Raw genomic sequence first — 26,107 nt, forward strand, 5'->3', positions numbered from 1 at the left:
CGGCGGCGCCCCGTCAGGACGCCGCCGCGAGGTGGGGGTCAGAAGGTCGCGCGCAGCACCAGCACCATCACAGCGCCGATGGTCGCCGCTGCCGGCAGGGTGATGATCCAGGCCAGGAAGATCGGCCGCATCAGCTTCCAGTTCGCGGCGTGGTTGACGATGCCCACGCCGAGGACCGCGCCGATGAGGATGTGCGTCGAGGAGACCGGCAGGCCCAGCACCGAGGCCAGCAGCACGATCGTCGCCGCGGCGAGCTCCGCGGCGAAGCCGGAGGAGGGGTGCATCGCGGTCAGCCCGGTGCCGACGGTGTGGATCACCTTGCGGCCCACGAACCACAGTCCGGAGACGAGGGCGATGCCGAAGGCGACCAGGACGGCGGTGGGGACCGCGGCCTCCTGCCCGATCTCGCCGGTGCGCAGCACGTCGAGGACGGCGGCGAAGGGCCCCACCGCGTTGGCGATGTCGTTGGCGCCGTGGCTGAAGGCGAAGGCGCAGGCGGTGAACACCTGCATCCAGCTGAACATGATGAAGGTCGCGCGGGAGATCGTCTGCTTCTTCAGGGCCCGGGCGAACACGGTCGTGGCCATCCAGACGCCCAGCGCGAGCATCGTCAGCAGCAGGACCGCTCCGCCGACGGAAATGTTCAGCCCCACGTTGTCCAGGCCCTTGAACACCAGCATCGCGGCGAGCAGCACCGCGGCACCGGCCGCGAGCGGCGGGACCCGCTTCTCGAGGGCGTGGTAGGCCGCCTTGCGCTCCACCTTCCGTGCGGCCTTGCGCTCCTTCTTGCGGCGGGGACTGGGCACGCTCGACGAACTGCGCGCCGGAGCTGCCGGGGAGAGGTCCAGCGCCGCGGACTCCGCGAAGGCGCTCTGCTGGAGCTCGCCCACACGCTGGTGGCCCGAGACGTGGCGGCTCTCGTCCTCGTCATCCTCATCATCGTCATCCTCATCATCGTCCTCGGCATCGTCGTAGCCGCGCGAGCCGAGCGCGATCGCACGGGCCGCCGGGCCGAGGATGTGGCGCTTGATCGCGCCGAACAGCAGGTAGGCGGAGATAGCACCGAGGAGGGGGAGAGCACCCAGGAGATCGCAATCTTCCCGATCTCGCTCCATCTGACCATGCCGAATCCGCCGGTGCCGGTCACGACCCCGGTGGTGACGGCCGCGCCGACGATGCCGCCGATGAGCGCGTGCGTGGTCGAGACCGGCCAGCCCATCCGGGTGGCCAGCAGCAGCCAGATGGCGGCGCCCGCGAGCGCCGCCATCATGATGTAGGCGAAGGACATCGGGTCCATGTCCATGCCGTCGATGTCGACGATGCCGCTGCGCACGGTCTCCGTGACCGATCCGCCGGCGAGGACGGCGCCGGAGACCTCGAAGACCGCGGCGACGACGAGAGCCTGCTTCATCGTCAGGGTGCCCGCGCCGACGCTCGTGCCGAAGGAGTTGGCGACATCGTTGCCGCCGATGTTGAAGGCCATGAACAGGCCGAAGGCGATCGCGAGGATCAGCAGGAACGCGTTCACGTCCGTCCCGGACTGGGAGAACGACCAGATGGAGAAGGCGACGACGGCCGCAAGCGTCATCAGTCCCGCGCCGAGGTGCCAGTTCCGGTCAGGGCCGAGGAAGCCTGCGGAGGAGGGGGCGTCGGGGGATCTCTGGGCGGTGGAGCCTGGCATCGTCACGTTCCCGGGGGTGAGAGGGGAGAGGGGGTGCGGGTGCGCGGACGCGCCCGGTGTCTCGACAAGGACCGCCGCCACTGTAGGCCGTCAATGACCGCAGGACGAATGGCCGGTGAACATCTGACGGCGCCACCTGTGCTTCTGGCGTGAAAGTGATCCTCGGCTCCTCGAGACGTCGGCCGTCGGGTGATCCTCATGACGATCACCGTCCGTGCAGGTCGGGACATGAAGGGGTGAAGGTGCTGTGGCGGGCGAGACAGCGCAGAGGCGGCTCGCGCCGCTACCATCGATGCATGACGAGCGCGGATCCCTTCGGTTTCATCGGACTCACCTACGACGACGTCCTGCTGCTGCCCGGCGAGACGGACGTGATCCCCTCAGAGGCGGACACCTCCAGTCGCCTCACGCGGGAGATCTCCTTGAGGATCCCCCTGGCCAGCGCGGCCATGGACACCGTGACCGAATCCCGGATGGCGATCGCGATGGCCCGCCATGGCGGCATCGGCATCCTCCACCGGAACCTGTCCATCGAGGACCAGGCGCACCAGGTGGACCTGGTCAAGCGCACCCAGACCGGGCGCATCACCAACCCGGTCACCATCGGTCCCGACGCCACCCTCGAGGACTTCGACGCCGTGTGCGGCCAGTTCCGGGTCTCGGGCCTGCCCGTGGTCGATGAGGATCAGCTCCTGCTGGGCATCTGCACCAACCGCGACCTGCGCTTCATCTCCGTCGCCGAGTGGGCGACCACCAGGGTCCGTGACGTCATGACCACCGAGCTGTTCACCGCTCCCGAGGACGTCACCCCCGAGCAGGCCACCGCGATGCTGCGCAAGAACAAGCGCGAGCGGCTGCCGCTGGTCGACGCCGAGGGCCGCCTCACCGGTCTCATCACCGTCAAGGACTTCGTGAAGTCCGAGCAGTTCCCCGACGCATCCAAGGACGGCCAGGGCCGGCTCCTGGTCGGCGCGGGCGTGGGCTTCTTCGGCGATTCGCTCGAGCGGGCCGGTGCGCTGCGCGAGGCAGGGGTCGACGTCCTCGTCGTCGACACCGCCAACGGCCATGCCCGCCTGGCGCTGGAGATGATCCGCACCATCAAGAACGATCCGTACTTCGCCGACGTCCAGGTGATCGGCGGCAACGTCGCGACCCGTGCCGGTGCGCAGGCGCTGGTGGATGCGGGCGCCGATGCGGTCAAGGTCGGGGTGGGGCCGGGATCGATCTGCACCACCCGTGTGGTCGCCGGGGTCGGCGTCCCGCAGGTCACCGCGATCCATGAAGCCGCCAAGGCCTGCGGCCCCGCGGGCGTCCCGCTGATCGGCGACGGCGGCCTGCAGTACTCCGGCGACATCGCCAAGGCGCTGGTCGCCGGAGCGGACACCGTGATGGTCGGCTCCCTGCTGGCAGGCACCGAGGAGTCCCCGGGCGAGGTCGTGCTCGTGGGCGGCAAACAGTACAAGGCCTACCGGGGCATGGGGTCGCTGGGCGCGATGTCCTCCCGCGGAAAGAAGTCCTTCTCCAAGGACCGCTACTTCCAGGCCGACGTCCCCAGCGACGACAAGATCGTCCCCGAGGGCATCGAAGGTCGGGTCTCCTACAAGGGCCAGCTCGGCTCCGTCGTGCACCAGCTGACGGGCGGCCTCCACCAGTCGATGTTCTATGTGGGCGCGAACACCGTTCCCGAGCTCAAGGAGCGCGGCCAGTTCGTGCGCATCACCGCGGCCGGGCTCAAGGAGTCCCACCCGCATGACATGGCCGCGATCATGGAGGCCCCGAACTACAGCTCGCACTGAGCCGCAGCGGGGGATATCCCCCTGCGCGGTCGGTGGCGGGCACGGTGGAGGAGACCTCGGAGCGCTTCCTAGGATCGTGGGCATGACCTCCCACAGCATCCCCGCGTTCTCCTCCACGCCGGCGCCCGGCGCTCCCGAGCGGTCGTTCCGCGCGTCGTCCTGGGCGCTCTGGCTCGCGCTCCTCGCTCTGATCGGCGGCACCGCCGTGATGGGTGCGGTCGGCGCGACGGTGCCGCCCATGGAGGCGGTGTCCGGCTACTACTTCTCCGACACGCCGCTCTGGTACCAGGTGGCGGTCCTGGCGGGCTTCGGGTCACTGCTGGTCTGGTCCGCAGCGGGGCTCTCTGGGATCGTGCTGGCGGTGCTCGGCCTGCGAGCAGGAGCCGGACGCACACGGGCGATCATCGCGATCGTCCTCGCGGTCATCGCGCCGGTGCTCACCCTCACCGCTCTCATCGGGGCCCTGGGCGTGGGGGCCGCGCTCCTCTGAGCTCCCGGGCCCGGCGCCGTCCACAGCCCCGGAGGCGAGGCGCGGAGCGTCGGGTCCCGCGTCTAGGCTGGTCCCATGACCGTGAGCACCCTTCCCTGGACCGACGCGCCGCTGCTCGGCTTCGACACCGAGACCACCGGCACGAATGTCGCGACGGATCGCATCGTCACCGTCGCCCTGGTGCATTCGGTGGGCCCTGGCCGGGCGAACGAGACAGTCGCGACCTGGCTGATCGATCCCGAGATGGAGATTCCCGAGCCGGCGCAGCGGGTCCACGGGATCAGCACCGAGCACGCCCGCGCGCACGGCATGAATGCCGCCGAGGCGCTGGACGAGGTCGCCACCCTGATCGCCGAGGCGCTCGCGAAGGATGTCCCGCTGGTCGCCTTCAACATCAGCTTCGACCTCGCGATCCTCGAGAACGAGCTGACCCGTCTGGGCCTGCCCACGCTCACCCAGCGGCTGGGCCATGACATCGCCCCCGTGCTCGATGCGCTGGTGCTGGACCGCGGGGTGGATCGCTACCGCAAGGGCAAACGCACCCTCACCGATGTGCTCGCGCATTACGGGCTGGAGCAGGATGGCCGGCTCCACACCGCCGACGTCGACGTCTCCGCCACTCTCGATGTGCTGCGCGCTGTCGCCGCCAAGTACCCGAAGGTCGCGGCCTCCGCGCTCGAGGACCTGCACCGCGAGCAGACGGGATGGCACCTGCGCTGGGCGGAGGGGATGAACGAGTGGCTGACCAAGAAGGGCAAGACACCGGACGTCAACACCGTCTGGCCCCTCTGAGGCCGAGGGCGAGGGTCCAGGTCAGAACTGCTCCGGCGCCCCTACCCAGCAGGCGGAGGTGCGCCGCCAGGCCACCCGGGCCAGGAGTGCGACCGCACCGCCGATGAGCAGCAGCGGCCAACCCGGCTCGAGGCCTGAGGGGCGGCCGTCCAGCAGCGACCACAGCCCCAGCAGGCCCATCAGGGCCACCGAAGCACCCACCCCGATCACCCACACGGCGTGCAGGGAATGGGCATCGCCGAGCTGCCAGGGCACCTCGGGCAGCTCCTCTCCCGCCTCGCGACGGCGCCTGCGCGAAGAGGCGAAGCCCAGCAGCTGCAGCAGACGTGTCAGCGAGAAGCCGCCCAGCGTGAGCGCGGCGGCGAGCACCATGCCGCTCAGCGGGAGAGCCTGCCCCTCGGAGGGGGATGCACGGACCAGGACCACCAGCTGCCGCACGGCCAGGGCCAGGCCGATGGCGGTGACCAGCCCGGGCAGCAGCGACGAAGGACCGCGGTCGAGCGCGGGGGAGCCCTCGTCAGAACCCGTGCCGGGACGGTCCAGGGGCATCCCCTCCGCATCCAGCCGCGTCGCGCGCGGCGGGGGTCCTGCGTCCTCGACCTCGGGGTCGATACCGGGGAGGTGCTCGGAGCTCATCGGCCCACGGTAGCCCGCGACCCGCCGCCGCGACGGCGAGGACTGCAGCAGTGCGCGCCGACGGTAGACTCCCCGGTGTGATGAGCGAGATCGAGATCGGCCGGAACAAGCGCGGACGCCGCAGCTACAGCTTCGACGACGTGGCGGTGGTCCCGTCCCGTCGCACCCGGGACCCGGAGGACGTCTCCACCACCTGGCAGGTGGACGCGTACCACTTCGACATCCCCATCTTCGCCGCACCGATGGACTCCCTGATGTCCCCCGAGACCGCGATCGAGCTGGGCCGCCTCGGTGGGCTCGGCGTACTGGACCTCGAGGGCCTGTGGACCCGCTACGAGGATCCCACCGTGCAGTTCGACCGCCTCGCCACCGCCTCCGATGCTGATGTCGTCTCGGTGATGCGCTCGCTCTACTCCGAACCGGTCAAGCCCGAGCTGATCCGCGACCGCCTGCAGCAGCTGCGCGACGCCGGGGTGACCGCCGCCGGCGCCCTGTCCCCGCAGCGCACCCAGGAGCACTGGAAGACCGTGGTCGATGCGGGAGTGGACCTGTTCTTCATCCGCGGCACCACCGTCTCCGCCGAGCACGTCTCCTCGGATCGTGAGCCGCTGAACCTCAAGCGCTTCATCTACGAGCTCGACGTCCCGGTGATCGTGGGCGGCTGCGCGACCTACACCGCCGCACTGCACCTCATGCGCACCGGCGCGGCGGGCGTCCTGGTCGGCTTCGGCGGCGGCGCCTCGCAGACCACGCAGGAGACCCTCGGCATCACGGTGCCGCTCGCGAGCGCGGTGGCGGACGTCGCCGCCGCGCGCCGCGACTACATGGACGAGTCCGGTGGTCGTTACGTGCACGTCATCGCCGACGGCGGCCTGGGCCGCTCCGGCGACCTGGTCAAGGCGATCGCCTGCGGCGCCGACGGGCTGATGGTCGGTGCGGCGCTCGCCCGTGCCGAGGAGGCCCCCGGCCGCGGCCACCACTGGGGCAGCGAGGCGCACCACCCCACGCTCACCCGCGGCCACCGGGTCCCGGTGGGCACGGTCGCACCGCTCGAGCAGATCCTCTTCGGCCCCTCGATCGCGGCCGACGGCACCACCAACCTGGTCGGCGCCCTGCGCCACGCCATGGCCACCACCGGCTACCTCGACCTCAAGGAGTTCCAGCGGGTCGAGGTCGTCACCACCGCCTGACCCGGCCGCCGACGGAGGCATGATGACTGCTGACGCGCGCGGTGCGCAGGGAAAGAGCGGCCACGAGCCATTCGTCCTCCCGCCCCCGCTGATCGCCCTGGGCGGAGCGCTCACCGCCGGGTTCTGCCTGCTGCTGCTTTTCGGGCCGTTCTACAAGGCTCACGCCGCACCGTCGGACCATCTGCAGATGTGGCTGCGGATGCTGCTCGGCGGACGCACCCCGTTCGCCCTGCAGCCGCTGGTGTGGGAACGCTTCCCGCTGCTGATGGTCCTGCTGTTCGGCACGGTTCTCGTCCTGCTGCCGTGGCGCAGGGCGGTCCGGCTCCGGCGTGAGCGCCGCGCCGTCTCCCTCACCGGTGGCGAGGAGACGAGCCGGCCCAGCGTCGCGGAGCTCGAGGAGATGGCCCGCTCCGCCGGCCTCAGATGGCGACCGGACTACGCGACGGAGGGCGGGGCCCGCGGTCTGCTCGAGGTCCTGCGGGTCCTCGAGAACGGGACCGCTCCCAAGGAGGCGCTCCCGCCCGGGCCGGCACAGGCTCCTGCCTCGCACATCGAGGCAGCGGTAGAGGAAGAGGCAGCGGCAGAGGAAGAGGCCGACGCCGTGGCCGGTCCGTCGATCGCCGCCTCACCGGCAACTCCCGCATCGGCCCTCGCCGGGACGGACCGCGAGGACGGGACGGCGCCCGCCGAGCTGAACGACCCCGACGCCGAGGACCTCTCCGGCGGGTACGAGGTCAGCGCGCCCGCTTGGGCACCGAGCTACAGCGGATCCGTGTACACCTCGACCACCCTGTACGGTGCTGAGCCCGCTGAGGACGAGCTCGACCCAGACGAGCGGGACGAGCGATGACCCCGGCTGCGCAGCATCCCGCGCGGGAGCGGCACCGCAGTCCCCGTCGCACCCTGCGCTGGGCGCCGCTGTGGCTGCTCCTGGCCGTGACGCTCTCCCTGCTGGTCTACCTCCCCTTCACGCACTGGGTGCTCGAATGGCGCATGGCGGAGTACCTGGTCCCGTGGCTGCTGCGCCCCTCGACAGGGTTCCTCTCGCTGACGCTGGCCCTGTGGTGGCTGTTCACGGTGCCGGGCACGCTGCATCTCCTGGCTGGCGGCGGGGCGGCCCCTGCCCCGGATGCTGCCGAGCGGATCGACGTCCCCGCCGGTCCTCTCCCGGAGCTCGGCGCGGGCCACCGCTTCGAGATGGCGCAGGCGCTCGGCATCCCCTGGAGGGACGAGCTGATCCACGACCATAGGGCATGGACCCTCGCCTGCTCCGAGGCCGCTCGGGCCCGGGCCGCGGACAGGTCCCGCTGAGCACACCGGCGCGGACGATCCTCGCGCCTGGCGCACGGCAGTGCGGTGGCCGACCCCACCCCGGGCCGGCCTGCTCGTCGAGGCTGGGAGGGGGAGCGCTCAGGAGCGCATCAGCGCCACTGCTCCCGAGATGGTCATCACCAGCGCCAGGATGCCGAGCGCCACCGGCAGCACCACGCCGATGCCGGCGCCGATCAGCATCCCGAGCATCCCGAGCTCTGCGACCAGGACATCCTCCGCACCCTCGCAGGCCACCGTGACCTCCTGGTCGCCGTAGACGGTGATGTCGTAGAGGTCGAAGTACTCCACCCCGCCGTGCTCCACGGTGGAGATCGTGGGGTCCCCGGGTTCGACGGAGATGTCTTGCCCTGTGATCTCGCACGTCGCTGTCTCGAGATCTGATTCGGGCACGGCGACCGTGTAGAGAGACCAGCTGGAGGCCTGGAACGATCCGCCGTCCGGCTCGAGCTGAGTCACGTCGGCACCTCCGGCAACGGTGACGATCGTGCCGATGATCCCCGCGACGATCGGCATCACCACCAGCCCGATCGCGTTGGCGATGAGGCCGAGGATCCCGAAGATCAGGCGCTTCTTGCCGCGCTTGCGCGGTGCGGTGTACGTGTAGCCATAGGGCTGGTGATAGGCCAACGGTTCCCCCTGAGCCGGTCCGGATGAGCTGCTCAAGGATACGGCCCAGGGGAGGGGAGCCTCGCCGCGCTCAGCCCGCGATCTCGCGGGCGACCTCAGCGGCCTGCCGGGCGATGGACAGCTCCTCGTCGGTCGGGACGATCATCACCGTGACCTTCGAGCCCGGGGCGGAGATCACCCGCATCTCCTTGCTGCGCGCGGCGTTCGCCTCGAGATCGAGCTCGATGCCGAAGCCCTCGAGCCCCGTCAGCAGACGCTCCCGCACCATCGGCACGTTCTCCCCGATCCCGGCGGTGAAGGCGATGACGTCCAAGCCGCCCAGCACGAAGGAGTACGAGCCGAGGTACTTCCGCAGCCGGTGCACGTACACGTCCATCGCCAGCGTTGCGGCCTCATCGCCTGCGTCGACCGCAGCGGTGATATCGCGGAAGTCGTTCATCCCGCACATGCCCATCATCCCGGAGCGCTTGTTGAGGACGTCGTCGATCTCCTCGGCCCCGAACCCTGCCTGACGGTGCAGGTGGATGTAGATCGAGGGATCGATGTCGCCGGTGCGGGTGCCCATCACCAGGCCTTCGAGCGGGGTCAGGCCCATGGAGGTCTCCATCGCCTCGCCGCCGCGCACCGCTGAGGCGGAAGCCCCGTTGCCCAGGTGGAGCACGACCTGTCGCAGCGCGGAGACATCACGGCCCTGTGCGGCCAGATGGGAGGAGACCGCCTCGGAGACGAACTGGTGGCTGGTGCCGTGCGCGCCGTAGCGGCGCACCCGGTACTGCTTCGCGAGCTCGCGGTTCAGCGCGTAGTTCGCCGCCGCGTCCGGCAGCGCGGTGAAGAAGGCGGTGTCGAAGACGGCCACGTGCGGCACCTCGGGCAGCAGGGCCTGCGCACCGTCGATGCCGTCCACCGCGGCGTAGTTGTGCAGCGGTGCGAGCTTCCCGAGGTCGTGGATGTCCCAGCGCACCTGCTCATCGATGAGGACGGGCTGCGAGTAGCGGGCACCTCCCTGGACCACGCGGTGGCCGACGGCGCGGATCCGATCGTCGGCCAGCGACAGGCCGACGTCCCCGAAGAGACGCTCGACGATCTTCATCGCCTCCTTGTGATCCGGCACCGGCCCCTCGAAGGTCGATTCCCGGTCTCCCGCAGTGATCGAGGCGTTGCCTCTGTCCTGGCCGACCCGCTCGACGATTCCCGTCGCCTCGACAGTGCCGTCGGCCGGAGCCAGCAGCTGGAACTTCAGTGACGACGAGCCGGAGTTGATGACGAGGACGCGCGGGTCCGTGGGTGCTGCCATGAGAGGGGAGCTCCTGAACGCTGGAGGGGTGGTCGGTCAGTGCGCGGCGGCGGGGGAGCTCGCCTGCGCCTGGATCGCGGTGATGACGACGGTGTTGATGATGTCGTCCACCAGCGCGCCGCGGGAGAGATCGTTGACCGGCTTGTTCAGGCCCTGCAGGACCGGACCGATCGCGATCGCGCCGGCCGAGCGCTGCACAGCCTTGTAGGTGTTGTTGCCGGTGTTGAGGTCGGGGAACACGAACACGGTCGCCCGCCCGGCCACCGAGGAGTCCGGCAGCTTGGTCTTCGCGACCGAGGCGTCGACCGCTGCGTCGTACTGGATCGGGCCCTCGACGTCGAGCTGCGGCTCGCCCTCGCGCACCAGCGCGGTGGCCTCGCGCACCTTGTCCACGTCCGCCCCGGTGCCCGAGGTGCCGGTGGAATAGGAGAGCATCGCGATGCGCGGGTCCACCCCGAACTGCTCGGCGGTCGCCGCGGACTGCACGGCGATGTCCGCCAGCTGCTCTGCGGTCGGGTCCGGGTTCACGGCGCAGTCGCCGTAGACGAGCACCCGATCCTCGAGCGCCATCAGGAACACGGACGAGACGATCTTGGCCCCGGGCTTGGTCTTGATGATCTCGAAGGAGGGTCGGATGGTGTGCGCTGTGGAGTGCGCGGCACCGGAGACCATCCCGTCGGCCTCTCCCATCTGCACCATCATGGTGCCGAAGTAGGAGACGTCCTGGACCTTCTCGCGGGCCTGTTCGAGCGTGACACCCTTCTTCGCGCGCAGCCGCGCGTACTCGGCGGCGTAGCGCTCGACGTGCTCCCCGTCGTGGGGAGACCACTCGTGCCTCGGAGATGTCGTGGCCGAGCTGGGCGGACTTCGCGCGGATGGTGTTCTCGTCGCCGAGCAGGATCAGATGCGCGACACCGCGGGCGAGGAGCGCCTCAGCGGCGGCGATGATCCGCGGCTCCTCGCCCTCGGGCAGCACGATGGTCTTCTTCTCGCCGCGGGCGCGGGCGAGCAGCTCGAACTCGAACATCATCGGGGTGACGACCTCGCTCCGGCTCAGCTCGAGCGCGCTGAGCAGCTCGGGGGTCGGCAGGTGCTCAGCCACCGCGCGCCGCGCGGCATCCATCTTCTGCGGGCTGTTGACGTCGAGCCTGCCGCGGGTCTTCGCGACCTTCACGGCAGTGTCGAAGGTGGACAGGTCCGAGGCGATGATCGGCAGGTCCTGCTGCACGCCGGAGATCAGCCGACCCACTTCCTCGGGAACGTCGTATCCACCGGTCAGCACGATCGAGGACAGCGCTGGGAAGGTGCCCGACTGCTGCGCCATCACCAGGCCCGGGAGCAGGTCGTAGCGATCACCGGGGGCGATCACGGTGCAGTTCTCGGTGAGGCGGGACAGGACGTTGGGCAGGCTCATCGCCGCGATCACGGTGCCGATCGCGACGCGGTCGAGCCATTCGGGGTTGCCCTGCAGCAGGGTGCCGCCCACGGCATCCTTCAGCTCCCGCACGGTGGAGGCCATGATCACGGGGTTCTCGGGGATCGCGGAGACCAGCGCATCGGGCACCCGCACCGCGACGGCTTCGCGGATCGTCTCGAGCGAGTCCGGCTCGGCACGGTTGACGACCACGGCGATCGGCAGGGCGTGGTGGCCGCCGATCTCGTTGACGGACACCGCAGCCAGCGCCGCGATCTGGTCAGGGCTGCGGTCCAGCCCTGACAGGACCACCACCACGGGGGCGCCCATGTTGGCGGCGACTTCGGCGTTGAAGGCGAGCTCGGTGGGGTTGGCGAGGTCGTCGAAGTCCGAGCCGAGGACCACGAGCACCGAGTAGCGCTCGGCGAGCTCGCGGTGGCGGGCGAGGATCCGCTCGTGCGCGGTGTCGGGATCGGACAGCACCAGCTGATGCTCCACCCCGATCGCGTCCTCGTAGGACTGGTCGACGGCTGGGTGGCTGGTCAGGAGGTCGACGGCGTAGTCGCGGATGCGGTCGGCCTTGACGATGGGGCGGAACACCCCGACGCGGTCGGAACGGGAGGCGAGGGCTTCGAGAAGACCGAAAGCCACCATCGACTTGCCGGTCATCCCCTCCGGGCTGGCGATATAGACACTCTGGGACACGCTCCCCAGCATAGGCGCGGCAGCTCTGCGTGGAGCGGGACTGGCAGTACCTGGTCGGTGCTGCGCCTGCCTGCCCCGGTGGTGGTCACGCTCTTCCTGTTCCTCTTCGCGGCGACCTGGAACAGCTTCCCGCTGCTGGTGGGCTGAGCTGATCGACGTGGTGTGAGAGGTGTCGCTGCTCAGGGTTCCTTGCGGACTCGACTCGTACCATGGGCCCATGCTTCGCGTCGCTCTTCGCCCTCGCTTCCTGGGCCTGCTCGCCCTGATGGTGGTGGCGACTCTCGTCTGCGGTCTGCTCGCCACCTGGCAATGGGATCGCGCGCACCGCGCGATCTCCAGCAAGGCCGAGGGCTCGCAGGAGCTCGGCGACATCCGTGACGTGCTGGACGTGGGCGATGCGGTGACCAATGCGCTCGTGGGGGACACCGTCTCCGCGACCGGCATCTACGTGCCCGATGAGCAGGTGGTCGTGCCGGGCAGGAACATCGGTGGCGCCGAAGCGGTGCTGGTGGTCTCCTCACTGCTCGTGGAGCTGGAGGACGGCAGCCAGGTGCGCCTCCCGGTCGCACGCGGCTGGCTGCCCGCAGAGGAGCTGACCGGCGCGGACGGCCAGATCGATCCGTCACTGGCCCCGGCGCCTCCGCAGGGAGAGGTCGAGATCTCCGGACGGCTCGAGGCCGGCGAGGCCGCCTCGGGTGGCGTGAGCGAGGGAGTGGCGAGCGAGATCGCCACCCCGCTGCTGGTCAACGAGTGGGGCTCGCCGATGTACTCCGGCTTCGTCTCGGTCGATGACCCTCCGGGAGATCTGCAGCCTCTGCCCGCCGCAGAATCCGAGTTCACCCGGGGCCTGGACTGGCAGAACATCGGATATTCGCTCCAGTGGGTGCTGTTCGGGGCGTTCTTCCTCTACCTGTGGTGGCGTTCGGTCCGTGCGGCGCACCTCGATGAGGTCGCCGATCGCCGCGAGGCGATGGAGAGGATGCTCGACGAAGCCAGCTCTTCCTCCGAGGCCTCTTCCGGCACGACAGCCGCGACCGGACCCTCCTCGGCTCCGGCCGACTCTTCTTCCTCCTCGGCCGTCCATGCGACGGCCGGCTCTACCCCTGACAAGGACGTGTGACCCGTGCCCGCTCCCCGCCCCCTCGACGAAGTCGCCTGCAGGACCTCCTTCGCCCGTTTCCGCGTGGCCTCCATCGTGGAGGGCATCGCGCTGCTGGTCCTGGTGGCGATCATGATCATGCGCTACGTCGTGTTCGGCGGCGAGGGCATCTTCACCACGACGTCCGACACCTGGACCCAGATCTCGAAGACCTGGTCCCCGATCCACGGCCTGATCTACATGATCTACGTGGTGCTCGGCTTCGACCTGTGGATGAAGATGCGCTGGGGTCTGCCCCGGATGCTGCTGCTGATGCTCTTCGGCGTGGTCCCCGTGCTGTCCTTCTTCGGTGAGCGCTGGACCCACCAGGCGGTCGAGGACGACCTCGCCCGTCGGCCCACCCTCCAGGACGAAGATCGCGCTGACGCGGGGCCCGGCCCCCGAGCGTGACGAGGATTGCGCCGCCGGAGGGCGGACCACGGCTCACAGCAGCCGGCGGCGCACGTAGACTCTGGCGCGTGAACGACACCGACCAGCTCCCCGTCCTCGTCGTCGATTTCGGCGCCCAGTACGCACAGCTCATCGCCCGCCGTGTGCGCGAGGCCCGGGTCTACTCCGAGGTCGTCCCGCATTCGATGCCGACGGAGAAGATCCTCGCCAAGCGCCCGCGCGCGATCATCCTCTCCGGCGGGCCCAGCTCCGTCTACGTCGAGGGCGCCCCGCGACTGGATCCCGCACTGCTCGAGGCCGGCGTGCCCGTGCTCGGGCTCTGCTACGGCTTCCAGTCGATGGCCGCAGCGCTGGATGGCACCGTCGCGCCGACGGGGGTGCGCGAGTACGGCGCGACCCGCCTGGAGAGCCTCGACGACGCCTCCCAGCTGCTGAGCGCGCAGGATCTTGAGCAGAACGTGTGGATGAGCCACGGCGACTCGGTCACCGCCGCGCCCTCCGGTTTCAAGGTGGTCGCCACCTCGTCCGCGAGCCCGGTGGCCGCCTTCGAGAACTCCGAGAAGCGCCTCTACGGCGTGCAGTGGCACCCCGAGGTCGGCCATTCCGACCGCGGCCAGGAGGTGCTCGAGAACTTCCTCTACCGCGGTGCCGGGATCGCGCCGGCCTGGACCACCGGCAACGTCATCGAGGAGCAGCTCGAGCGGATCCGCACGCAGGTGGGCGAGGGCTCCGCGATCTGTGCCCTCTCCGGCGGGGTGGACTCCGCAGTCGCCGCGGCGCTCGTGCAGCGCGCGATCGGTGACCGACTCACCTGTGTGTACGTGAACCACGGCCTGATGCGTCAGGACGAATCCGCACAGATCGAGCAGGCCTTCGGCGATTCCACGGGCGGTGCGAAGCTCGTCATGGTCGACGCCGAGGAGCAGTTCCTCACTGCCCTCGCCGGGGTCACCGATCCGGAGACCAAGCGCAAGATCATCGGCCGCGAGTTCATCCGCACCTTCGAGCAGGCTCAGGCGGACATCCTGCGTGAGCAGGGCGTCGTGGAAGGCGATCACGCCGAAGCCACGGCCTTCCTGGTGCAGGGCACGCTCTACCCGGACGTCGTCGAGTCCGGTGTGGGCGACGGCGCCGCGAACATCAAGAGCCACCACAACGTGGGCGGCCTGCCCGAGGATCTCTCCTTCGAGCTGGTCGAGCCGCTGCGCGCCCTGTTCAAGGACGAGGTGCGCGCCGTCGGCTCCGAGCTGGGCCTGCCCGACGAGATCGTCTGGCGCCAGCCCTTCCCCGGACCGGGTCTGGGCATCCGCATCATCGGCGAGGTCACTAAGGAGCGTCTGGACATCCTGCGCGCCGCCGACGCGATCGCCCGCGCCGAGCTGACCGCCGCAGGGCTGGATCGCACCATCTGGCAGTGCCCCGTGGTGCTGCTGGCCGACGTGCGTTCCGTGGGTGTCCAGGGCGATGGCCGCACCTACGGCCACCCCGTCGTGCTGCGCCCCGTCACCAGTGATGATGCGATGACCGCCGACTGGGCCAAGGTGCCCTACGACGTGCTCTCGCGGATCTCCACCCGCATCACGAACGAGGTCAGCGAGATCAACCGCGTCACCCTCGACATCACCAGCAAGCCGCCGGGGACCATCGAGTGGGAGTGACCTCCCGCTGACAGCAGCCGCTGCAGCGCCCCGCCGCGTGTTCTCCTGGAGCACGCTGCGGGGGGCGCTGCTCTGCCCGGGCACGGGTGCTGCCGGGCCCCAGCGTGAGTTCTGCCGATCGAGTCGTGGGAAATGCGCCGTAAGAAGCATCATGGGGCGCGGAACTCACGACTCGATCGTGCGTGGCGCAGCGGCGCGCTGTGGAGAGATCACCGATTCTGCAGCCGGAAGCATGGCACCGCTGCGGCAAGGGCCAGCACGAGCCACATCCCGGTCGCGATCGTGGTGCCGAGCAGGGCGCCGAGCAGCCCGATGAGCAGGGCGCTCAGGGGCATGATGCCCATCGTCGCCGTGCGCTGGGCACCTGCGACCGCGCCGAGCATCTCGGGCGGGCAGAGCCGCGCGATGAGGTCCGCACCGGCGACTGCCGACACCGACGTGCAGAAGCCGGACAGCGCGTAGAAGGTGCCGACCCAGAGCACTGACTGACCCGGGAGGAAGCTGGCATCGATGGTGAGGAGCAGGATGAGGACCACACCGGGGCACCGGCGACGGCAGGTCGTGACCTGCCAGGGGCTTCAGCCCGACTCCGGCATAGCCTCAGGCGATCGTCGGCTGTGGGCCTCAGGCCGTCGGCGGCTCGAGCAGGCGGGAGGGATGGGCGGCGGCCGAGGAGTGCCAGGACTGGGTCCGTTCGAAGGTCTCCCAGCCCATCGCGCTGTAGAGACCGTCGGCCCCGGTGGGGGAGTCGTCGTCCACCTCGAGGTCCACGTGGGTGCGGCCCCGGCCGATGGCATCCTGGATCGAGGCGTTGAGCAGTGCCTTCGCGATGCCGTGGCCGCGGGCGGAGCGGTGCACCCCAGGTACTCCAGGTAGGTGCCCTCCTCCAGGGTCTCTGTTGCCGGGACGACGGCGGCGACCAGGCCGCCTGCGGGCAGCCAGGCCCCATCGCGATCGATCTCGGCGATCCACCAGTGGTCCCAGCCCGCCTCCTCAGGATTCTCGATCAGGCGCTGGACGAACTCGGCGAAGGACTCTCGGTAGGAGTTGAAGTGGTCCGCGAAGGACTCCTCGAGCATCCGGTGCACGGTGCGCACGTCCTGCGCCACCGGCAGGCCGGATTCATGCCGGTGGACCTTCCGCACCCTGGTGCCCTCGCGCGGCGCCGGCAGCTCGGGGAGCTCCGCCGGGTCGACGGGGCGGCGCATGTGCAACCAGGTGCGCACCATCGAGTAGCCCGCTGCCGTGAGCAGCCGGCCGCGGTCGGTGTCCAGCTCGTTCGCGTCGGCGTCGAGCTGGGTGCGCTCCACGCCGCGTGCCCGGGCGAAGGAACCGCCCACCTCGACCGCCCAGTCCAGCAGCGCAGCGGCCAGGGCGTCTCGCTCGGGGGCGTCCTCGGCGAGCACGAACTGGACGTTGGTGCGGCCGGCGGCTCGGTCCTCCAGGGCCACCCAGGCGATCGGGGCCTGGTCGAGGGAGGGGAGCCGTCAGCGGCGACGGGCACCACCACGACCTCACGGCGTGCCCAGGACTTCAGCCCCACCATGCGTGAGCGCATTCCGGCCTCGTCGGCCGTCCCGTCCGGGGTGTGGCGACGGATATCCGCGGTGACCAGCGCGACGACTGCTGGGACGTCTGCCTCGATCGGCACCCGGGTGGTCAGTCGACCCTCCAGGGCTGGGGGCATCGTGGGCGGGAAGTGATCGGTCAGCAGCATCCGCCCATCTTTTCATGATTCGACCCGGGGCCGCTGTGCGCGGTGCCTCGCTCAGCGCTCGTCGGCCGTGACCGATTCCCGCCCCCGGACGGAAGAGGCGGCGCCAGCGGTGCCATGCTCGCCGGCCTCCGCAGTCGCGAGCTGCTCCGGGTCGATCACGGGGATCGGGCCGGTGCGCGGGTGCAGCTCCTGCGGCTCGGTACCTGTGCCGCCGAGTTCCGCAGCAGCGTCGACACCCTGCTGGGCGGCGAGCTCGTCGGCGGATTCGACTGTCTCCCGCAGCGGCACGTGCTTGATGAACAGTGAGAGCACCAGCGCGATCACTGCGAAGGGCACGGCGGTGAGGAACACCATGTGCATCGCCTCGCCCATGCCCATGCGGATCGGCTCCACGAGGATCTCGGGCAGCTGGGAGAGGGCGGAGGGGTCCAGCGCCGCGTTCTCGAGGCCGGAGACGTCGGCGCCGCCGGAGGCCTCGAGGGCGGCGAGATCCTCCGCCGGCAGCGCTGCGATCTGCTCGCTGATCGAGGTGGACATCGAGGCGGTCATCACGGTGCCGAGCACTGCGGTGCCCACGGTGGAGCCGATGTTGCGGAAGAACTGGATCGCGGCGGTGGCGGTGCCGAGCTCGCGGCGAGCTACCGCATTCTGGACGATCAGCGTGTACACCTGCATCGACAGGCCCAGTCCCAGGCCGATCACCACCATCGCGAGGGTGAGCTGCCACTGGGTGTCGCCGTACTCGAGGGCGACCAGCAGGCCGTAGCCGATCACCATCACGATGCCGCCGACGATCAGGAACGGCCGGTAGCGGCCGGTCTTCGAGATCAGCAGGCCCACGATGATCGAGGTGAGGATCATGGCCACGGACTGGGGGATCAGGATCATGCCGGAGGCGGCGGCGGAGACCCCCATGACGCCCTGCGCGTAGACGGGGATGTAGATGATCGCGCCGAACATCGCGACCGCGATCGCGAAGGAGGCAGCCACCGACAGCGCCACGATCGGGCGCAGCAGCAGGTGCATCGGCAGCAGCGGCTCCTCCACCTTCGTCTCGATGATCACGAAGGCGGTCAGGAACACCGCCGCGACCGCGTACATCCCCAGGATCACCGGAGAGGTCCAGGCGAAGTCGCCACCGCCCCAGGTGGTCGCGAGCAGGGCGAGGACCAGCCCCGGGGTGAGAGTCACGATGCCCCAGTAGTCGACCTTGCCGCGCTGGTCGGACTTCTCCAGGTGCAGGAACTTCAGGATGAACGCGAAGGCCGCGATCCCGATCGGGAGGGTCAGGTAGAACAGCCAGCGCCAGCCCAGGTGGTCGGTGACGACTCCGCCGATGAGCGGACCGGCGATCGAGGTCACGCCGAAGACGGCGCCCATGATCCCCTGGTACTTGCCGCGCTGGCGGGGCGGGATGATGTCGCCGATGATCGTCTGGGACAGCGGCATCAGAGTGCCCATGCCCAGGCCCTGCACGGCGCGGGCGAACACCAGGAACCAGAAGCCCTGCGCCATGCCGGCCAGGACCGAGCCGACCATGAAGACGGCCAGGCCGCCCAGGTAGAACCAGCGGCGGCCGTAGAGGTCCGAGAGCTTGCCGACCACCGGCACGGAGACCGCGGAGACCAGCATGGCGGCGGTCGCGATCCAGCTGTAGTGCTCGATGCCGCCGAGCTCGCCGACGATGCGGGGCATCGCGGGGCCGACGATCGTCTGCGAGAGGGAGGCGACGAACATTCCCAGCATCAGGCCGACGAAGACGAGCTTGCCCTGTCGGTCCAGTCCGGTGAAGGCGGGGGCGGGGGCGGACGGTGAGGTCCTGGGGTGGGCTGTGCTCACTGAGCTCCTCGAGGAGTGTGCGGAAGGTGTGGGGTGGACGGGCGCGGGGCCACGTTCCCTGGCCGCAGCACGACGGTGGGCTTCGACCCGAGCATCGTATCCGAACATTGCAGTCACTGCACTATTTCATCGAGTGCAGAATATGTGAGCTGCCGGACCTACGATGGTCCTGTGACCGCTGAGATGACCCCGGATGATCAGCCCCTCGGGCTGCGTGAGCTCAAGAAGCGCCAATCCCGCATGGCGATGCATCGAGCCGCCCTCGAGCTCGTCCTCGAGCACGGGCTCGGTGGAGTCACCGTCGAGGCGATCGCTCAACGTGCCGGGGTCTCCACCCGCACGTTCTTCAACCACTGGTCCACCAAGGAATCCGCGATCATCGGGGTGCTGAGCGCGGCCGACGAGGAGATCGCCGCGCGGCTGCGCCATCAGGTCCACGAGACGGGCCCCCGCGAGGCGCTGCGCACCGTGATGCGTGAGGCGATCTCCTCCGCGCCCTTCGATCCGGAGGTGCGGGAGCTGCGGAAGCAGGTCATGGCGAAGGAGCCGAAGCTCCATTCCCTCTCCTCCGGCAACCTGCTGTCGGTGCAGACCGAGATGGTCGCGGTGCTCGCCGGGGTGCTCGACGGGGACGATGCCCATGAGCGCGCGATGCTCTCCGTCCAGATCGGTTTCGCCGTCACCCGCGCGGCCTTCTCGACCTCGATGGCGCGCGGCATCGACCTGGGCACGGCCTTCGATGACGTGCTCGCACGCTACGACGAGGGCGACGAGGTCTTCTGACCCGGCAGAGCCGGCTACGGCTCAGCGCACCAGGCTCCCGAGCCCGTTCTCCCAGCCTCGCCCGTCGGCCAGGCGCTCGCCCACCAGTCGCTCGAGCCGCGTGGTGCGGGGGAGTGCGGCGGGATCGTAAGGAGGGCGACGGCCCCACACGAAGAACGCGGCGCCGTCGCCGCCCGGGGTCCGGGAGAGGATCTCCCAGCGCTGCGCGAAGGAGCCGAGGTTTGACTCCGCGCCGAGCTCCTGCGTGAGGACCGGGTTGATGAGCCAGGAGCTGCAGCGGAACTCGTGGCCGAACGCCGGAGCGCCCGTGGGGCGCGCGTCATCGAGATCCGCGTAGCAGGTGCTGAAGTACGCGGTCGCACGCTCCAGGGAGTCCTCCACCGCCTCGGGCGTCAACGGACCGGTCGCAGGGATGTGTGCGCCGATCACCCAACGCTCCGAGGCGCTCCCCTCATCGGCGCGATGCAGATCGAACTGCAGACGCCCCAGGTGCACCAGGAGTCCTCGCCAGTTCAGCGCCATCCACGGCAGCTGGTGCAGGCCCAGCCGCCCGCTGCTGCGACGGTGCACGCGCATCTGCTGACCGAGATCGGCGAGCACCGCCCAGGACAGCTCATCGCTGAGGCCGCGCTCGCGATGCCAGGTCCGCACCGTCGCAGTGCTGACGGCGAGCGCAAGAATCGCGATCAGCCCCTCGCCAGGCACCAGGTGCTGCTGGAGCGCGGTGAGCGACGCCGCCTCGGCGCCGAGGTCGACCTCCGGCCCCTCGAGCCCGACGCGCGCACGCAGCAGGTTCGCGATGCGGGTCACCTCCCGCAGGATCCGTTCATCCGCCGCCGCCGGCGCCAGCAGGGCGCTCAGCTCCGCATGGTCCTGCCCGGTGATGCCCAGCAGCTCCAGCAGCGCCGGCGCCGAGGGTGCGGTCAGCATCTGCGCGACGGCCTCCTCGGGCAGGGCTGCGGTGGCGCGGACGGTCTGCGGCGGATCGCCGAGGACCTCGAACTGGGCATCATGGCGATCGGTCATGCGCACACGGTAGCGCCCGCGGGTCACTTCCTGTGATCTGCGCCCCCAGCCCGCCATGGAGCCGGCCGCACTTGGACGGCCGCCGGCCCGAGGTGAGCGCCTCCGGGCCGGCCGGATCCTTCAGCGGTGCGGACTCACCAGAAGTAGCCGCGTCCCGCGCAGTAGGTCGCGACCTGATCCACCGGCAGCCAGTGGTGGGAGGGAAGCGATGCACTGAGCTCGGCGGCGGCCGGGTCGGCCACGCGCAGCGTCCGATCCCCGGCGTTGTACCCGTCGACAGTGACGAAGTGGAAGATGTCCGAGGCGTTGCCGCCCCAGTTCGGGTACTCCCCGGCCACCACCCACCAGTTGCAGACCGTCGCATAGCCCGTGTCGATGTTGGCGACCGCGCGGTCCCACAGCAGATCGGTCTCGGCCGCGGAGCCGGCGGTGCCCTCGATCCAGTGGTCGCGGTATGTGGCCTCGGCCAGGCGTGCCGTGAGCACGGGGAGACGGCGCCGAAGTTCGTGCCGGCGTCCGTGGTGACGAGCTCCGAGGCGAGCGTGTCGAGGCTCGGGGGCTGCACCTTGGCGCTCAGTGCGATCGAGACCGCGGTGGGCCCGCAGTAGAAGAAGTTCGGCTGCTTGAGGTAGGTCGTGGGCAGCACGACGTCGTCGGCGGCGGAGGCGCGCGGGGCGATCGCCAGCGCGCCCAGCCCCGCCGCGGCGGTCACGCCGAGCGTCTTGAAGAATGTTCTGCGGTCGGGAGCGATGGTCGTCATGGCGGATACCTCGTCCAGTGCGTCGGGAGAACGGAACCGGGCAGCGCCCGGCGCTTCGACGCTATGGACGCGGCCTCGGCCCTGGTATGGGGAGTTCTGCCCATTGACTTCCGCCGCTCGCCTCTTGGCCACCACGACGGCGGGCACCGCAGCAGGTCATCGACGGGATGCGGTGCCCGTGGAGCCGGAGGGGGCGGCGGCGACACGCCCGGGCTGACCGGCCCGAACGAGCGGGGGTGGGCCGTTCCACGGGTGGTACGGACGTACTGCGTCGCCCCGGGCGCGGTACGGAAGGACGAGGCCGTTCCGCGGGACCGACCTCCCCAGGGGTCCCAGTGACGTAGGACTCTTGGCCCCGGACCCAGCGGCGCCCCCACCTTGTTCAGGTGAGGGCGCCGCAGTGTTCAGAGGGGCTCAGTTCACTTCTTGCCCTGGTTCGCGACAGCCTCGGCAGCGGCCTTCGCGGCGACCGGGTCGAGGTAGCGGCCGCCCTTCTCCACGGGCTGGAAGCTCTCGTCCAGCTCGTACACCAGCGGCTGGCCGGTGGGGATGTTCAGACCCGAGATCTCCTCATCGGAGATGCCGTCGAGGTACTTCACCAGTGCGCGCAGCGAGTTGCCGTGGGCGGCGATCAGGACCGTCTTGCCCGCGGTCAGATCGGGCTTGACGCCCTCCTCCCAGTACGGCAGGAAGCGCTCGACGACGTCCTTGAGGCACTCCGACTTCGGCAGCTGATCGCCGAGGTCCGCGTACTGCGGATCCTGGTCCTGGCTGAACTCGGTGCCGAACTCGATCTCGGGCGGCGGGGTGTCGTAGGAGCGGCGCCAGGCCATGAACTTCTCCTCGCCGTACTTCTCCCGGATCTCGGCCTTGTCCATGCCCTGCAGTGCACCGTAGTGGCGCTCGTTGAGGCGCCAGTCCCGCTTGACCGGGATCCAGTGACGGTCCGCGGCGTCCAGGGAGAGGTTCGCGGTCATGATGGCGCGACGCTGCAGCGAGGTGTGCACGACATCGGGGAGGATGCCGGCCTCCTTCAGCAGCACGCCGCCGTTGACGGCCTCCTTCTCACCCTTCTCGGTGAGGGCCACATCGACCCAGCCGGTGAACAGGTTCTTTGCATTCCAGTCGCTCTCGCCGTGGCGGAGCAGCACGAGTGTGTAGGTCATAGGGCCAGGGTACGCGGGGCCGCTGATGCTCGCATAACGTGCCCATCCGACCGGGCGGACGGAGCCGCGGCTAGTGTCGGCGCCATGAATGATCTTGCGACCCTCTCCTTTCTCGACGTCCCCGTCGTCCTGCTGGATCTGGACGGCACGATCGTCGACTCCGGGCCGGGCATCCTGGACGCGCTGGCGCAGGCCTTCGCCGCCTGCGGGGAGGAGCTGCCGCCCCAGCAGGTCCTGCGCACCTTCATCGGACCGCCGCTGCGCGAGTCCTTCCAGAGCACGCTGGATCTCAGCCCGGAGCGCTCGGAGCAGTTGAGCCTGGCCTACACCGCGCACTATCAGGAGCACGGTCTGCTCACGGCCACGCCTTATCCGGGCATCCCCGAGCTGCTGGACGCGCTCGCCGAATCCGGGCGCACGGTGGCGGTCGCGACCAACAAACCGGAGACGAGCGCTCGCCGGCTGCTCGCCCACCAGGGGCTGGAGGCACGATTCGCCCTGATCGGAGGTACCGACAGGGCTGTGGGCCGGGACGACAAGGCGGCCGTCATCGGAAGTGTCCTGCAGCGCCTGGGGATCGCTGCGGAGACCACCGGCACCGAGAGGGACGCCGCCCCGCCGGCGGTGATGGTCGGGGACCGTGTACATGACGCCGAGGGCGCCGCCGCGCACGGGATCCCCGCGGTGCTGGTGGGCTGGGGCTACGGCGGCGGCCCGGAGGACGAGGCGGATCTGCCCCGGGCGCGGACGGTCCAGGATCTCTCCGCGATGCTGCTGCGATGAGCTGAGCTCAGTGGGGCCGAGGGACGTGCACGATCCCGGTCAGGCCTCGAGCAGGATGGTGAACGGTCCGTCGTTGGTGAGTCCCACCCGCATCTGCGCACCGAAGCGCCCGGTCGCCGCGGTGATGCCGCGAGCGCGGATCGCCTCGACCACCTGCTCCACCAGCGGTTCGGCAACGGGGCCGGGGGCAGCGCCGCTCCATGACGGTCTGCGTCCCTTTCGCGCATCGCCGTACAGGGTGAACTGCGAGACCACCAGGACCTGCGCCCCGGCGTCGAGCACCGAGCGCTCGCCCTCGAGGATGCGCAGCTCGCAGATCTTCCGAGCGATGGTGGCGACCTGCTCGGGTCCGTCGTCGTGGGTCACGCCGATCAGTGCCAGCAGGCCCTCACCCTCGACGGATCCGACCACCTCGCCCTCGACTCGGACCTCGGCACCGTCGACTCTCTGGAGCACTGCACGCATGCACCGATGGTGGCACAGGGCGGCGGGCAGGCGTGGCCCCGCTCAGGTGGCGGCGGTGTTCGAGGTGCTCAGCGCGGCAGGATCGAGTTGATGTGGCGCTCCTGGGTGGGGGAGTCGTCCTCCCCGGTGTTCTGTCCACCGGGGGCAGGTGCTGCGGGCGGCAACTGCGAACCGGCGGGAGGGTTCCCGCGAGGCTGCTGCTGCGGCGGCGGTGCCTGGGGGAGGGCGGGGGTGGACCGGTGTGCTCCCATGGCGCAAGCTGCTGCGTCGGTGCGGAGTGGGGGACCGGTCCCGAGGCATGACCCGCCGCCGACTGCTGCTGAGGGGGCGCGGACTGCTGGGGCGGTGCGGAGTGCGCAGGCGCCGAGGGGTGCTGCTGCGGGGCCGAGCGCTGCGGGGGCGCCGACTGGTGCGCAGGTGCCGAAACACCCTGCCGCGGTGCCACAGAGGGCCGCAGAGGCGGCTGCTGCCCGGTGGGTGCAGCCGGCGGCGGGGGCGCCTGGCGCACGTCCGTCGGACCCTGGGCGGGAGCGGCGGGAGCGGCGGGAGCGGCGGGAGGGACGGGAGAGGCAGTGCGCACTCCGGTGACCGGCGCGGAAGCCGACTCCCGGGACGCTGCGGCCGCCACCCGTCGGCCCTCCGCGCGACGTGCCTCCTCGACCCACTCCTCGGCGACGCGCACGATCGCCTCGGTGGCGGCCTCCCAGGAGGCCTCCTGCTGCCGATGCGGGCCAGTGGCCAGGGACAGCACCACCCCGGCGGAGCGCAGCGCGACCTCGGTGGGGTCGACCCGCTCGGTGAACATCTCGTGCCAGGTGCGGATGGCCTCCTCGACCCGCTCCTGCATGGCGCGGTCGATCCGCCCGGCGTTGCCGTAATCGGCCAGGACGCTGAGATGGGCCAGCAGGCAGGCGAGATCGTCCGCCCGGCGGCCCGGGCCGACGGTGTCGATGTCGAGCAGGCCCACCACCTTGCCGTTCTCGACGAACACCTGAGCCTCGTAGAAATCGCCGTGCACCACGTCGTGCGGACGCATGTCCATGCGCTGCTCGAGTGCCGTCAGACCGTCCCGGATCGCGCGCACCAGTGCATCCAGCCGTGGGCCGAGCGAGGGCACCGAGGAGCTGACGATCCCGGCATAGAAGTCCACCGAGTCCGTCCACGGCGGTCGCAGCGGCAGCGAATACATCGAGGCGGGCAGGCGGTCGAGCAGCGCCACGAGGTCCTCGGCGCGACAGGAGCCCACGCCCTCGTCGATCACCGCACGGGCCAGCGGCCGCCCGGGCAGCTCTGCGAGGACCACGAGCCCGTCGTGATGGGCGATGACCTCGGGAACCGGCACCCCGGCGGCGAGCAGGCGATGGTGACGCTCCACGATCTCGCCGCTGCGATGGGGCTGCATGACCTTGAGGAACACCGCGCGGTCGCCCTGCGAGGCGCGCAGCACGGCCCGGCGGCCCGGGCGGTACGAGACCACATCGATTGCGATCGGCACCGAGGGATCGGCGCCGATGTCCGCGCCGAGGTCGCGCAGCGTGCGGCCGACGATGTCGGGATAGCAGACCTGAGGCAGCATCGGCAGCCAGGGATCATGCGGGTAGCGCCACACACGCACATTGATGTCGCCGTCGGTCATCACCAGGGTCTGCTCGGCGACGTGGAGGTTCTTCTCGCGCTCGCCGATGTGGGCGCTCGCCCCGAAGAGCTCCTCGCGCGCGGGTGCCTGCGGGCCGTCGAGCTCGGGCCAGGAGACCATCGTGCGGTAGAGCGCCTTGGTGCTGCGGCCCGGGCGGTGATCGACATGGTCGAGCTGCCAGCTGTGCAGCACTCCACCGGAGTTCCCGACGGCCGAGCGGAGCAGCCCTCCCGCGCCGGGCCCGGTGAGGAGCTCGGAGCCGTCCTGCGTGTGTGACATGGGTGATTCATTCTTGTCATGAGGTCATCAGGCGACACCGCCTACGATGCTTTCATGGCTGATCGTACCGATAACCTCACCAGCGGGAACCTTCTGGGCATTCCCGAGACCCGACTGCCCGACGACTTCGTCGACGTCCAGGTGGCCGAGGAGCTCGTGGACGGTGAGCCGCGAGACATCGCCGCTCGCCATCTCGAGTCCCCGCTCGCCTGGGCCACCCTCGCCGAGGACGCTCTGACCGACGGTGACGTCATCACCGCGTATGCCTATGCACGCACCGGCTACCACCGCGGACTGGACGCACTGCGCCAGTCTGGATGGCGCGGTCAGGGACCGATCCCGGCCTCCCACGCTCCCAATCGCGGCTTCCTGCGCGCACTGGCGATGCTAGGTGAGACCTCGCGACGGCTCGGGGACCAGGCCGAGGCCGACAGGGTGACCGCCTTCCTGCGCGAGGCGGACCCCACTCTGCTGGACTGAGCCCCACCC

General features: G+C 70.2%; 24 protein-coding genes and 2 pseudogenes. 13 read left to right on the forward strand and 13 right to left on the reverse strand.

The window, feature by feature from the left end:
* Positions 1-38: 38 nt before the first annotated feature.
* Positions 39-1,681, reverse strand: a pseudogene (locus tag H3H54_RS05425) (inorganic phosphate transporter).
* Positions 1,682-1,977: 296 nt separating this feature from the next.
* Between H3H54_RS05425 and guaB the strand changes: the two are divergent.
* The 3 genes from guaB to H3H54_RS05440 all read left to right on the forward strand — a co-directional run bounded on the left by guaB (position 1,978) and on the right by H3H54_RS05440 (position 4,759).
* Positions 1,978-3,477: an IMP dehydrogenase gene (guaB, locus tag H3H54_RS05430; protein WP_262425825.1), complete on the forward strand. Its 1,500-nt coding sequence runs from the start codon at positions 1,978-1,980 to the stop codon at positions 3,475-3,477.
* Between the two features lie 82 nt (positions 3,478-3,559).
* Positions 3,560-3,967, forward strand: coding sequence for a hypothetical protein (locus H3H54_RS05435; RefSeq protein ID WP_262425826.1), 408 nt, complete (start codon positions 3,560-3,562; stop codon positions 3,965-3,967).
* Positions 3,968-4,042: 75 nt separating this feature from the next.
* Complete coding sequence (locus H3H54_RS05440; protein ID WP_262425827.1) at positions 4,043-4,759, forward strand: exonuclease domain-containing protein; 717 nt, start codon at positions 4,043-4,045, stop codon at positions 4,757-4,759.
* 21 nt (positions 4,760-4,780) lie between these two features.
* Here H3H54_RS05440 and H3H54_RS05445 read toward each other — a convergent pair whose 3' ends face one another.
* Positions 4,781-5,395 (reverse strand): hypothetical protein, encoded by a 615-nt coding sequence (locus H3H54_RS05445; RefSeq protein ID WP_262425828.1) that lies wholly within the window; start codon positions 5,393-5,395, stop codon positions 4,781-4,783.
* 80 nt (positions 5,396-5,475) lie between these two features.
* Between H3H54_RS05445 and H3H54_RS05450 the strand changes: the two genes are divergently transcribed.
* The 3 genes from H3H54_RS05450 to H3H54_RS05460 are packed head-to-tail and all read left to right on the forward strand — an operon-like array spanning position 5,476 to position 7,896.
* A complete protein-coding gene (locus tag H3H54_RS05450; RefSeq protein ID WP_262425829.1) occupies positions 5,476-6,585 on the forward strand; it encodes a GuaB3 family IMP dehydrogenase-related protein in 1,110 nt (369 codons plus the stop codon).
* A 19-nt stretch (positions 6,586-6,604) separates the two neighbouring features.
* Positions 6,605-7,435, forward strand: a complete 831-nt coding sequence (locus H3H54_RS05455; RefSeq protein WP_262425830.1) for a hypothetical protein — start codon at positions 6,605-6,607, stop codon at positions 7,433-7,435.
* On the forward strand, positions 7,432-7,896 hold the full coding sequence (locus tag H3H54_RS05460; RefSeq protein WP_262425831.1) for a hypothetical protein: 465 nt from the start codon (positions 7,432-7,434) through the stop codon (positions 7,894-7,896). Before H3H54_RS05455 ends, H3H54_RS05460 begins: the two co-directional genes overlap by 4 nt.
* Positions 7,897-7,995: 99 nt before the next feature.
* Here H3H54_RS05460 and H3H54_RS05465 read toward each other — a convergent pair whose 3' ends face one another.
* The 3 genes and pseudogenes from H3H54_RS05465 to pta all read right to left on the reverse strand — a co-directional run bounded on the left by H3H54_RS05465 (position 7,996) and on the right by pta (position 11,969).
* Entirely contained in the window at positions 7,996-8,544 is a 549-nt protein-coding gene (locus tag H3H54_RS05465; protein ID WP_262425832.1) for a hypothetical protein, read from the reverse strand.
* A gap of 70 nt (positions 8,545-8,614) precedes the next feature.
* Positions 8,615-9,838, reverse strand: a complete 1,224-nt coding sequence (locus H3H54_RS05470) for an acetate/propionate family kinase (protein WP_262425833.1) — start codon at positions 9,836-9,838, stop codon at positions 8,615-8,617.
* A gap of 36 nt (positions 9,839-9,874) precedes the next feature.
* Positions 9,875-11,969, reverse strand: a pseudogene (gene pta, locus H3H54_RS05475) (phosphate acetyltransferase).
* Between the two features lie 205 nt (positions 11,970-12,174).
* Between pta and H3H54_RS05480 the strand changes: the two are divergent.
* From H3H54_RS05480 to guaA, 3 genes are all read left to right on the forward strand, one after another.
* Positions 12,175-13,077 (forward strand): SURF1 family protein, encoded by a 903-nt coding sequence (locus tag H3H54_RS05480; protein ID WP_262425834.1) that lies wholly within the window; start codon positions 12,175-12,177, stop codon positions 13,075-13,077.
* Positions 13,078-13,080: 3 nt separating this feature from the next.
* Complete coding sequence (locus tag H3H54_RS05485) at positions 13,081-13,506, forward strand: DUF3817 domain-containing protein (RefSeq protein WP_262425835.1); 426 nt, start codon at positions 13,081-13,083, stop codon at positions 13,504-13,506.
* Positions 13,507-13,574: 68 nt separating this feature from the next.
* A complete protein-coding gene (gene guaA / locus H3H54_RS05490; protein ID WP_262425836.1) occupies positions 13,575-15,164 on the forward strand; it encodes a glutamine-hydrolyzing GMP synthase in 1,590 nt (529 codons plus the stop codon).
* Between the two features lie 209 nt (positions 15,165-15,373).
* On the opposite strand, the gene H3H54_RS05495 is transcribed toward guaA, so the two are convergent.
* Together H3H54_RS05495 and H3H54_RS05500 are read right to left on the reverse strand one after the other, a co-directional pair.
* The gene (locus H3H54_RS05495; RefSeq protein WP_262425837.1) at positions 15,374-15,700 is read right to left on the reverse strand and encodes a hypothetical protein; all 327 of its coding nucleotides are present in this window, start codon (positions 15,698-15,700) and stop codon (positions 15,374-15,376) included.
* A gap of 88 nt (positions 15,701-15,788) precedes the next feature.
* Complete coding sequence (locus H3H54_RS05500) at positions 15,789-16,136, reverse strand: GNAT family N-acetyltransferase (RefSeq protein ID WP_316249145.1); 348 nt, start codon at positions 16,134-16,136, stop codon at positions 15,789-15,791.
* Between the two features lie 80 nt (positions 16,137-16,216).
* Between H3H54_RS05500 and H3H54_RS05505 the strand changes: the two genes are divergently transcribed.
* The gene (locus H3H54_RS05505; RefSeq protein WP_262425839.1) at positions 16,217-16,867 is read left to right on the forward strand and encodes a hypothetical protein; all 651 of its coding nucleotides are present in this window, start codon (positions 16,217-16,219) and stop codon (positions 16,865-16,867) included.
* Positions 16,868-16,932: 65 nt separating this feature from the next.
* Here the strand turns inward: H3H54_RS05505 and H3H54_RS05510 are convergent, their stop codons facing one another.
* Positions 16,933-18,720 carry an MDR family MFS transporter gene (locus H3H54_RS05510; protein WP_262425840.1) on the reverse strand — a complete coding sequence of 596 codons (1,788 nt, stop codon included), beginning with the start codon at positions 18,718-18,720 and terminating at the stop codon, positions 16,933-16,935.
* Positions 18,721-18,891: 171 nt separating this feature from the next.
* Here H3H54_RS05510 and H3H54_RS05515 point away from each other — a divergent pair, with 171 nt between their 5' ends.
* Positions 18,892-19,503, forward strand: a complete 612-nt coding sequence (locus H3H54_RS05515; RefSeq protein WP_262425841.1) for a TetR/AcrR family transcriptional regulator — start codon at positions 18,892-18,894, stop codon at positions 19,501-19,503.
* 21 nt (positions 19,504-19,524) lie between these two features.
* Here the strand turns inward: H3H54_RS05515 and H3H54_RS05520 are convergent, their stop codons facing one another.
* From H3H54_RS05520 to H3H54_RS05530, 3 genes are all read right to left on the reverse strand, one after another.
* Positions 19,525-20,529 (reverse strand): acyltransferase domain-containing protein, encoded by a 1,005-nt coding sequence (locus H3H54_RS05520; protein ID WP_262425842.1) that lies wholly within the window; start codon positions 20,527-20,529, stop codon positions 19,525-19,527.
* Between the two features lie 134 nt (positions 20,530-20,663).
* On the reverse strand, positions 20,664-21,014 hold the full coding sequence (locus H3H54_RS05525; protein ID WP_262425843.1) for a hypothetical protein: 351 nt from the start codon (positions 21,012-21,014) through the stop codon (positions 20,664-20,666).
* A 694-nt stretch (positions 21,015-21,708) separates the two neighbouring features.
* On the reverse strand, positions 21,709-22,455 hold the full coding sequence (locus H3H54_RS05530; RefSeq protein WP_262425844.1) for a phosphoglyceromutase: 747 nt from the start codon (positions 22,453-22,455) through the stop codon (positions 21,709-21,711).
* 84 nt (positions 22,456-22,539) lie between these two features.
* On the opposite strand from H3H54_RS05530, the gene H3H54_RS05535 reads away from it, so the two are divergent.
* On the forward strand, positions 22,540-23,238 hold the full coding sequence (locus tag H3H54_RS05535) for an HAD hydrolase-like protein (protein ID WP_262425845.1): 699 nt from the start codon (positions 22,540-22,542) through the stop codon (positions 23,236-23,238).
* 39 nt (positions 23,239-23,277) lie between these two features.
* Here the strand turns inward: H3H54_RS05535 and dtd are convergent, their stop codons facing one another.
* Positions 23,278-23,703: a D-aminoacyl-tRNA deacylase gene (gene dtd, locus H3H54_RS05540; protein WP_262425846.1), complete on the reverse strand. Its 426-nt coding sequence runs from the start codon at positions 23,701-23,703 to the stop codon at positions 23,278-23,280.
* On the reverse strand, positions 23,627-25,618 hold the full coding sequence (locus H3H54_RS05545; protein WP_262425847.1) for a phosphotransferase: 1,992 nt from the start codon (positions 25,616-25,618) through the stop codon (positions 23,627-23,629). The genes dtd and H3H54_RS05545 overlap by 77 nt, the downstream gene beginning before the upstream one ends.
* Before the next feature lie 54 nt (positions 25,619-25,672).
* Between H3H54_RS05545 and H3H54_RS05550 the strand changes: the two genes are divergently transcribed.
* Positions 25,673-26,098: a DUF3151 domain-containing protein gene (locus H3H54_RS05550; protein WP_262425848.1), complete on the forward strand. Its 426-nt coding sequence runs from the start codon at positions 25,673-25,675 to the stop codon at positions 26,096-26,098.
* Positions 26,099-26,107: the final 9 nt, after the last annotated feature.

Origin of the sequence: Brachybacterium sp. Z12 (genome assembly GCF_014400405.1) — a bacterium.
Classification (GTDB): Bacteria; Actinomycetota; Actinomycetes; order Actinomycetales; family Dermabacteraceae; genus Brachybacterium.

Excerpts from the sequence above, each read along its gene's own strand:
- guaB (WP_262425825.1), top strand. The coding sequence starts at position 1,978 with ATGACGAGCGCGGATCCCTTCGGTTTCATCGGACTCACCTACGACGAC.
- H3H54_RS05435 (WP_262425826.1), top strand. The coding sequence starts at position 3,560 with ATGACCTCCCACAGCATCCCCGCGTTCTCCTCCACGCCGGCGCCCGGC.
- H3H54_RS05440 (WP_262425827.1), top strand. The coding sequence starts at position 4,043 with ATGACCGTGAGCACCCTTCCCTGGACCGACGCGCCGCTGCTCGGCTTC.
- H3H54_RS05445 (WP_262425828.1), bottom strand. The coding sequence starts at position 5,395 with ATGAGCTCCGAGCACCTCCCCGGTATCGACCCCGAGGTCGAGGACGCA.
- H3H54_RS05450 (WP_262425829.1), top strand. The coding sequence starts at position 5,476 with ATGAGCGAGATCGAGATCGGCCGGAACAAGCGCGGACGCCGCAGCTAC.
- H3H54_RS05455 (WP_262425830.1), top strand. The coding sequence starts at position 6,605 with ATGATGACTGCTGACGCGCGCGGTGCGCAGGGAAAGAGCGGCCACGAG.
- H3H54_RS05460 (WP_262425831.1), top strand. The coding sequence starts at position 7,432 with ATGACCCCGGCTGCGCAGCATCCCGCGCGGGAGCGGCACCGCAGTCCC.
- H3H54_RS05470 (WP_262425833.1), bottom strand. The coding sequence starts at position 9,838 with ATGGCAGCACCCACGGACCCGCGCGTCCTCGTCATCAACTCCGGCTCG.
- H3H54_RS05480 (WP_262425834.1), top strand. The coding sequence starts at position 12,175 with ATGCTTCGCGTCGCTCTTCGCCCTCGCTTCCTGGGCCTGCTCGCCCTG.
- H3H54_RS05520 (WP_262425842.1), bottom strand. The coding sequence starts at position 20,529 with ATGACCGATCGCCATGATGCCCAGTTCGAGGTCCTCGGCGATCCGCCG.
- H3H54_RS05530 (WP_262425844.1), bottom strand. The coding sequence starts at position 22,455 with ATGACCTACACACTCGTGCTGCTCCGCCACGGCGAGAGCGACTGGAAT.
- H3H54_RS05535 (WP_262425845.1), top strand. The coding sequence starts at position 22,540 with ATGAATGATCTTGCGACCCTCTCCTTTCTCGACGTCCCCGTCGTCCTG.
- dtd (WP_262425846.1), bottom strand. The coding sequence starts at position 23,703 with ATGCGTGCAGTGCTCCAGAGAGTCGACGGTGCCGAGGTCCGAGTCGAG.
- H3H54_RS05545 (WP_262425847.1), bottom strand. The coding sequence starts at position 25,618 with ATGTCACACACGCAGGACGGCTCCGAGCTCCTCACCGGGCCCGGCGCG.
- H3H54_RS05550 (WP_262425848.1), top strand. The coding sequence starts at position 25,673 with ATGGCTGATCGTACCGATAACCTCACCAGCGGGAACCTTCTGGGCATT.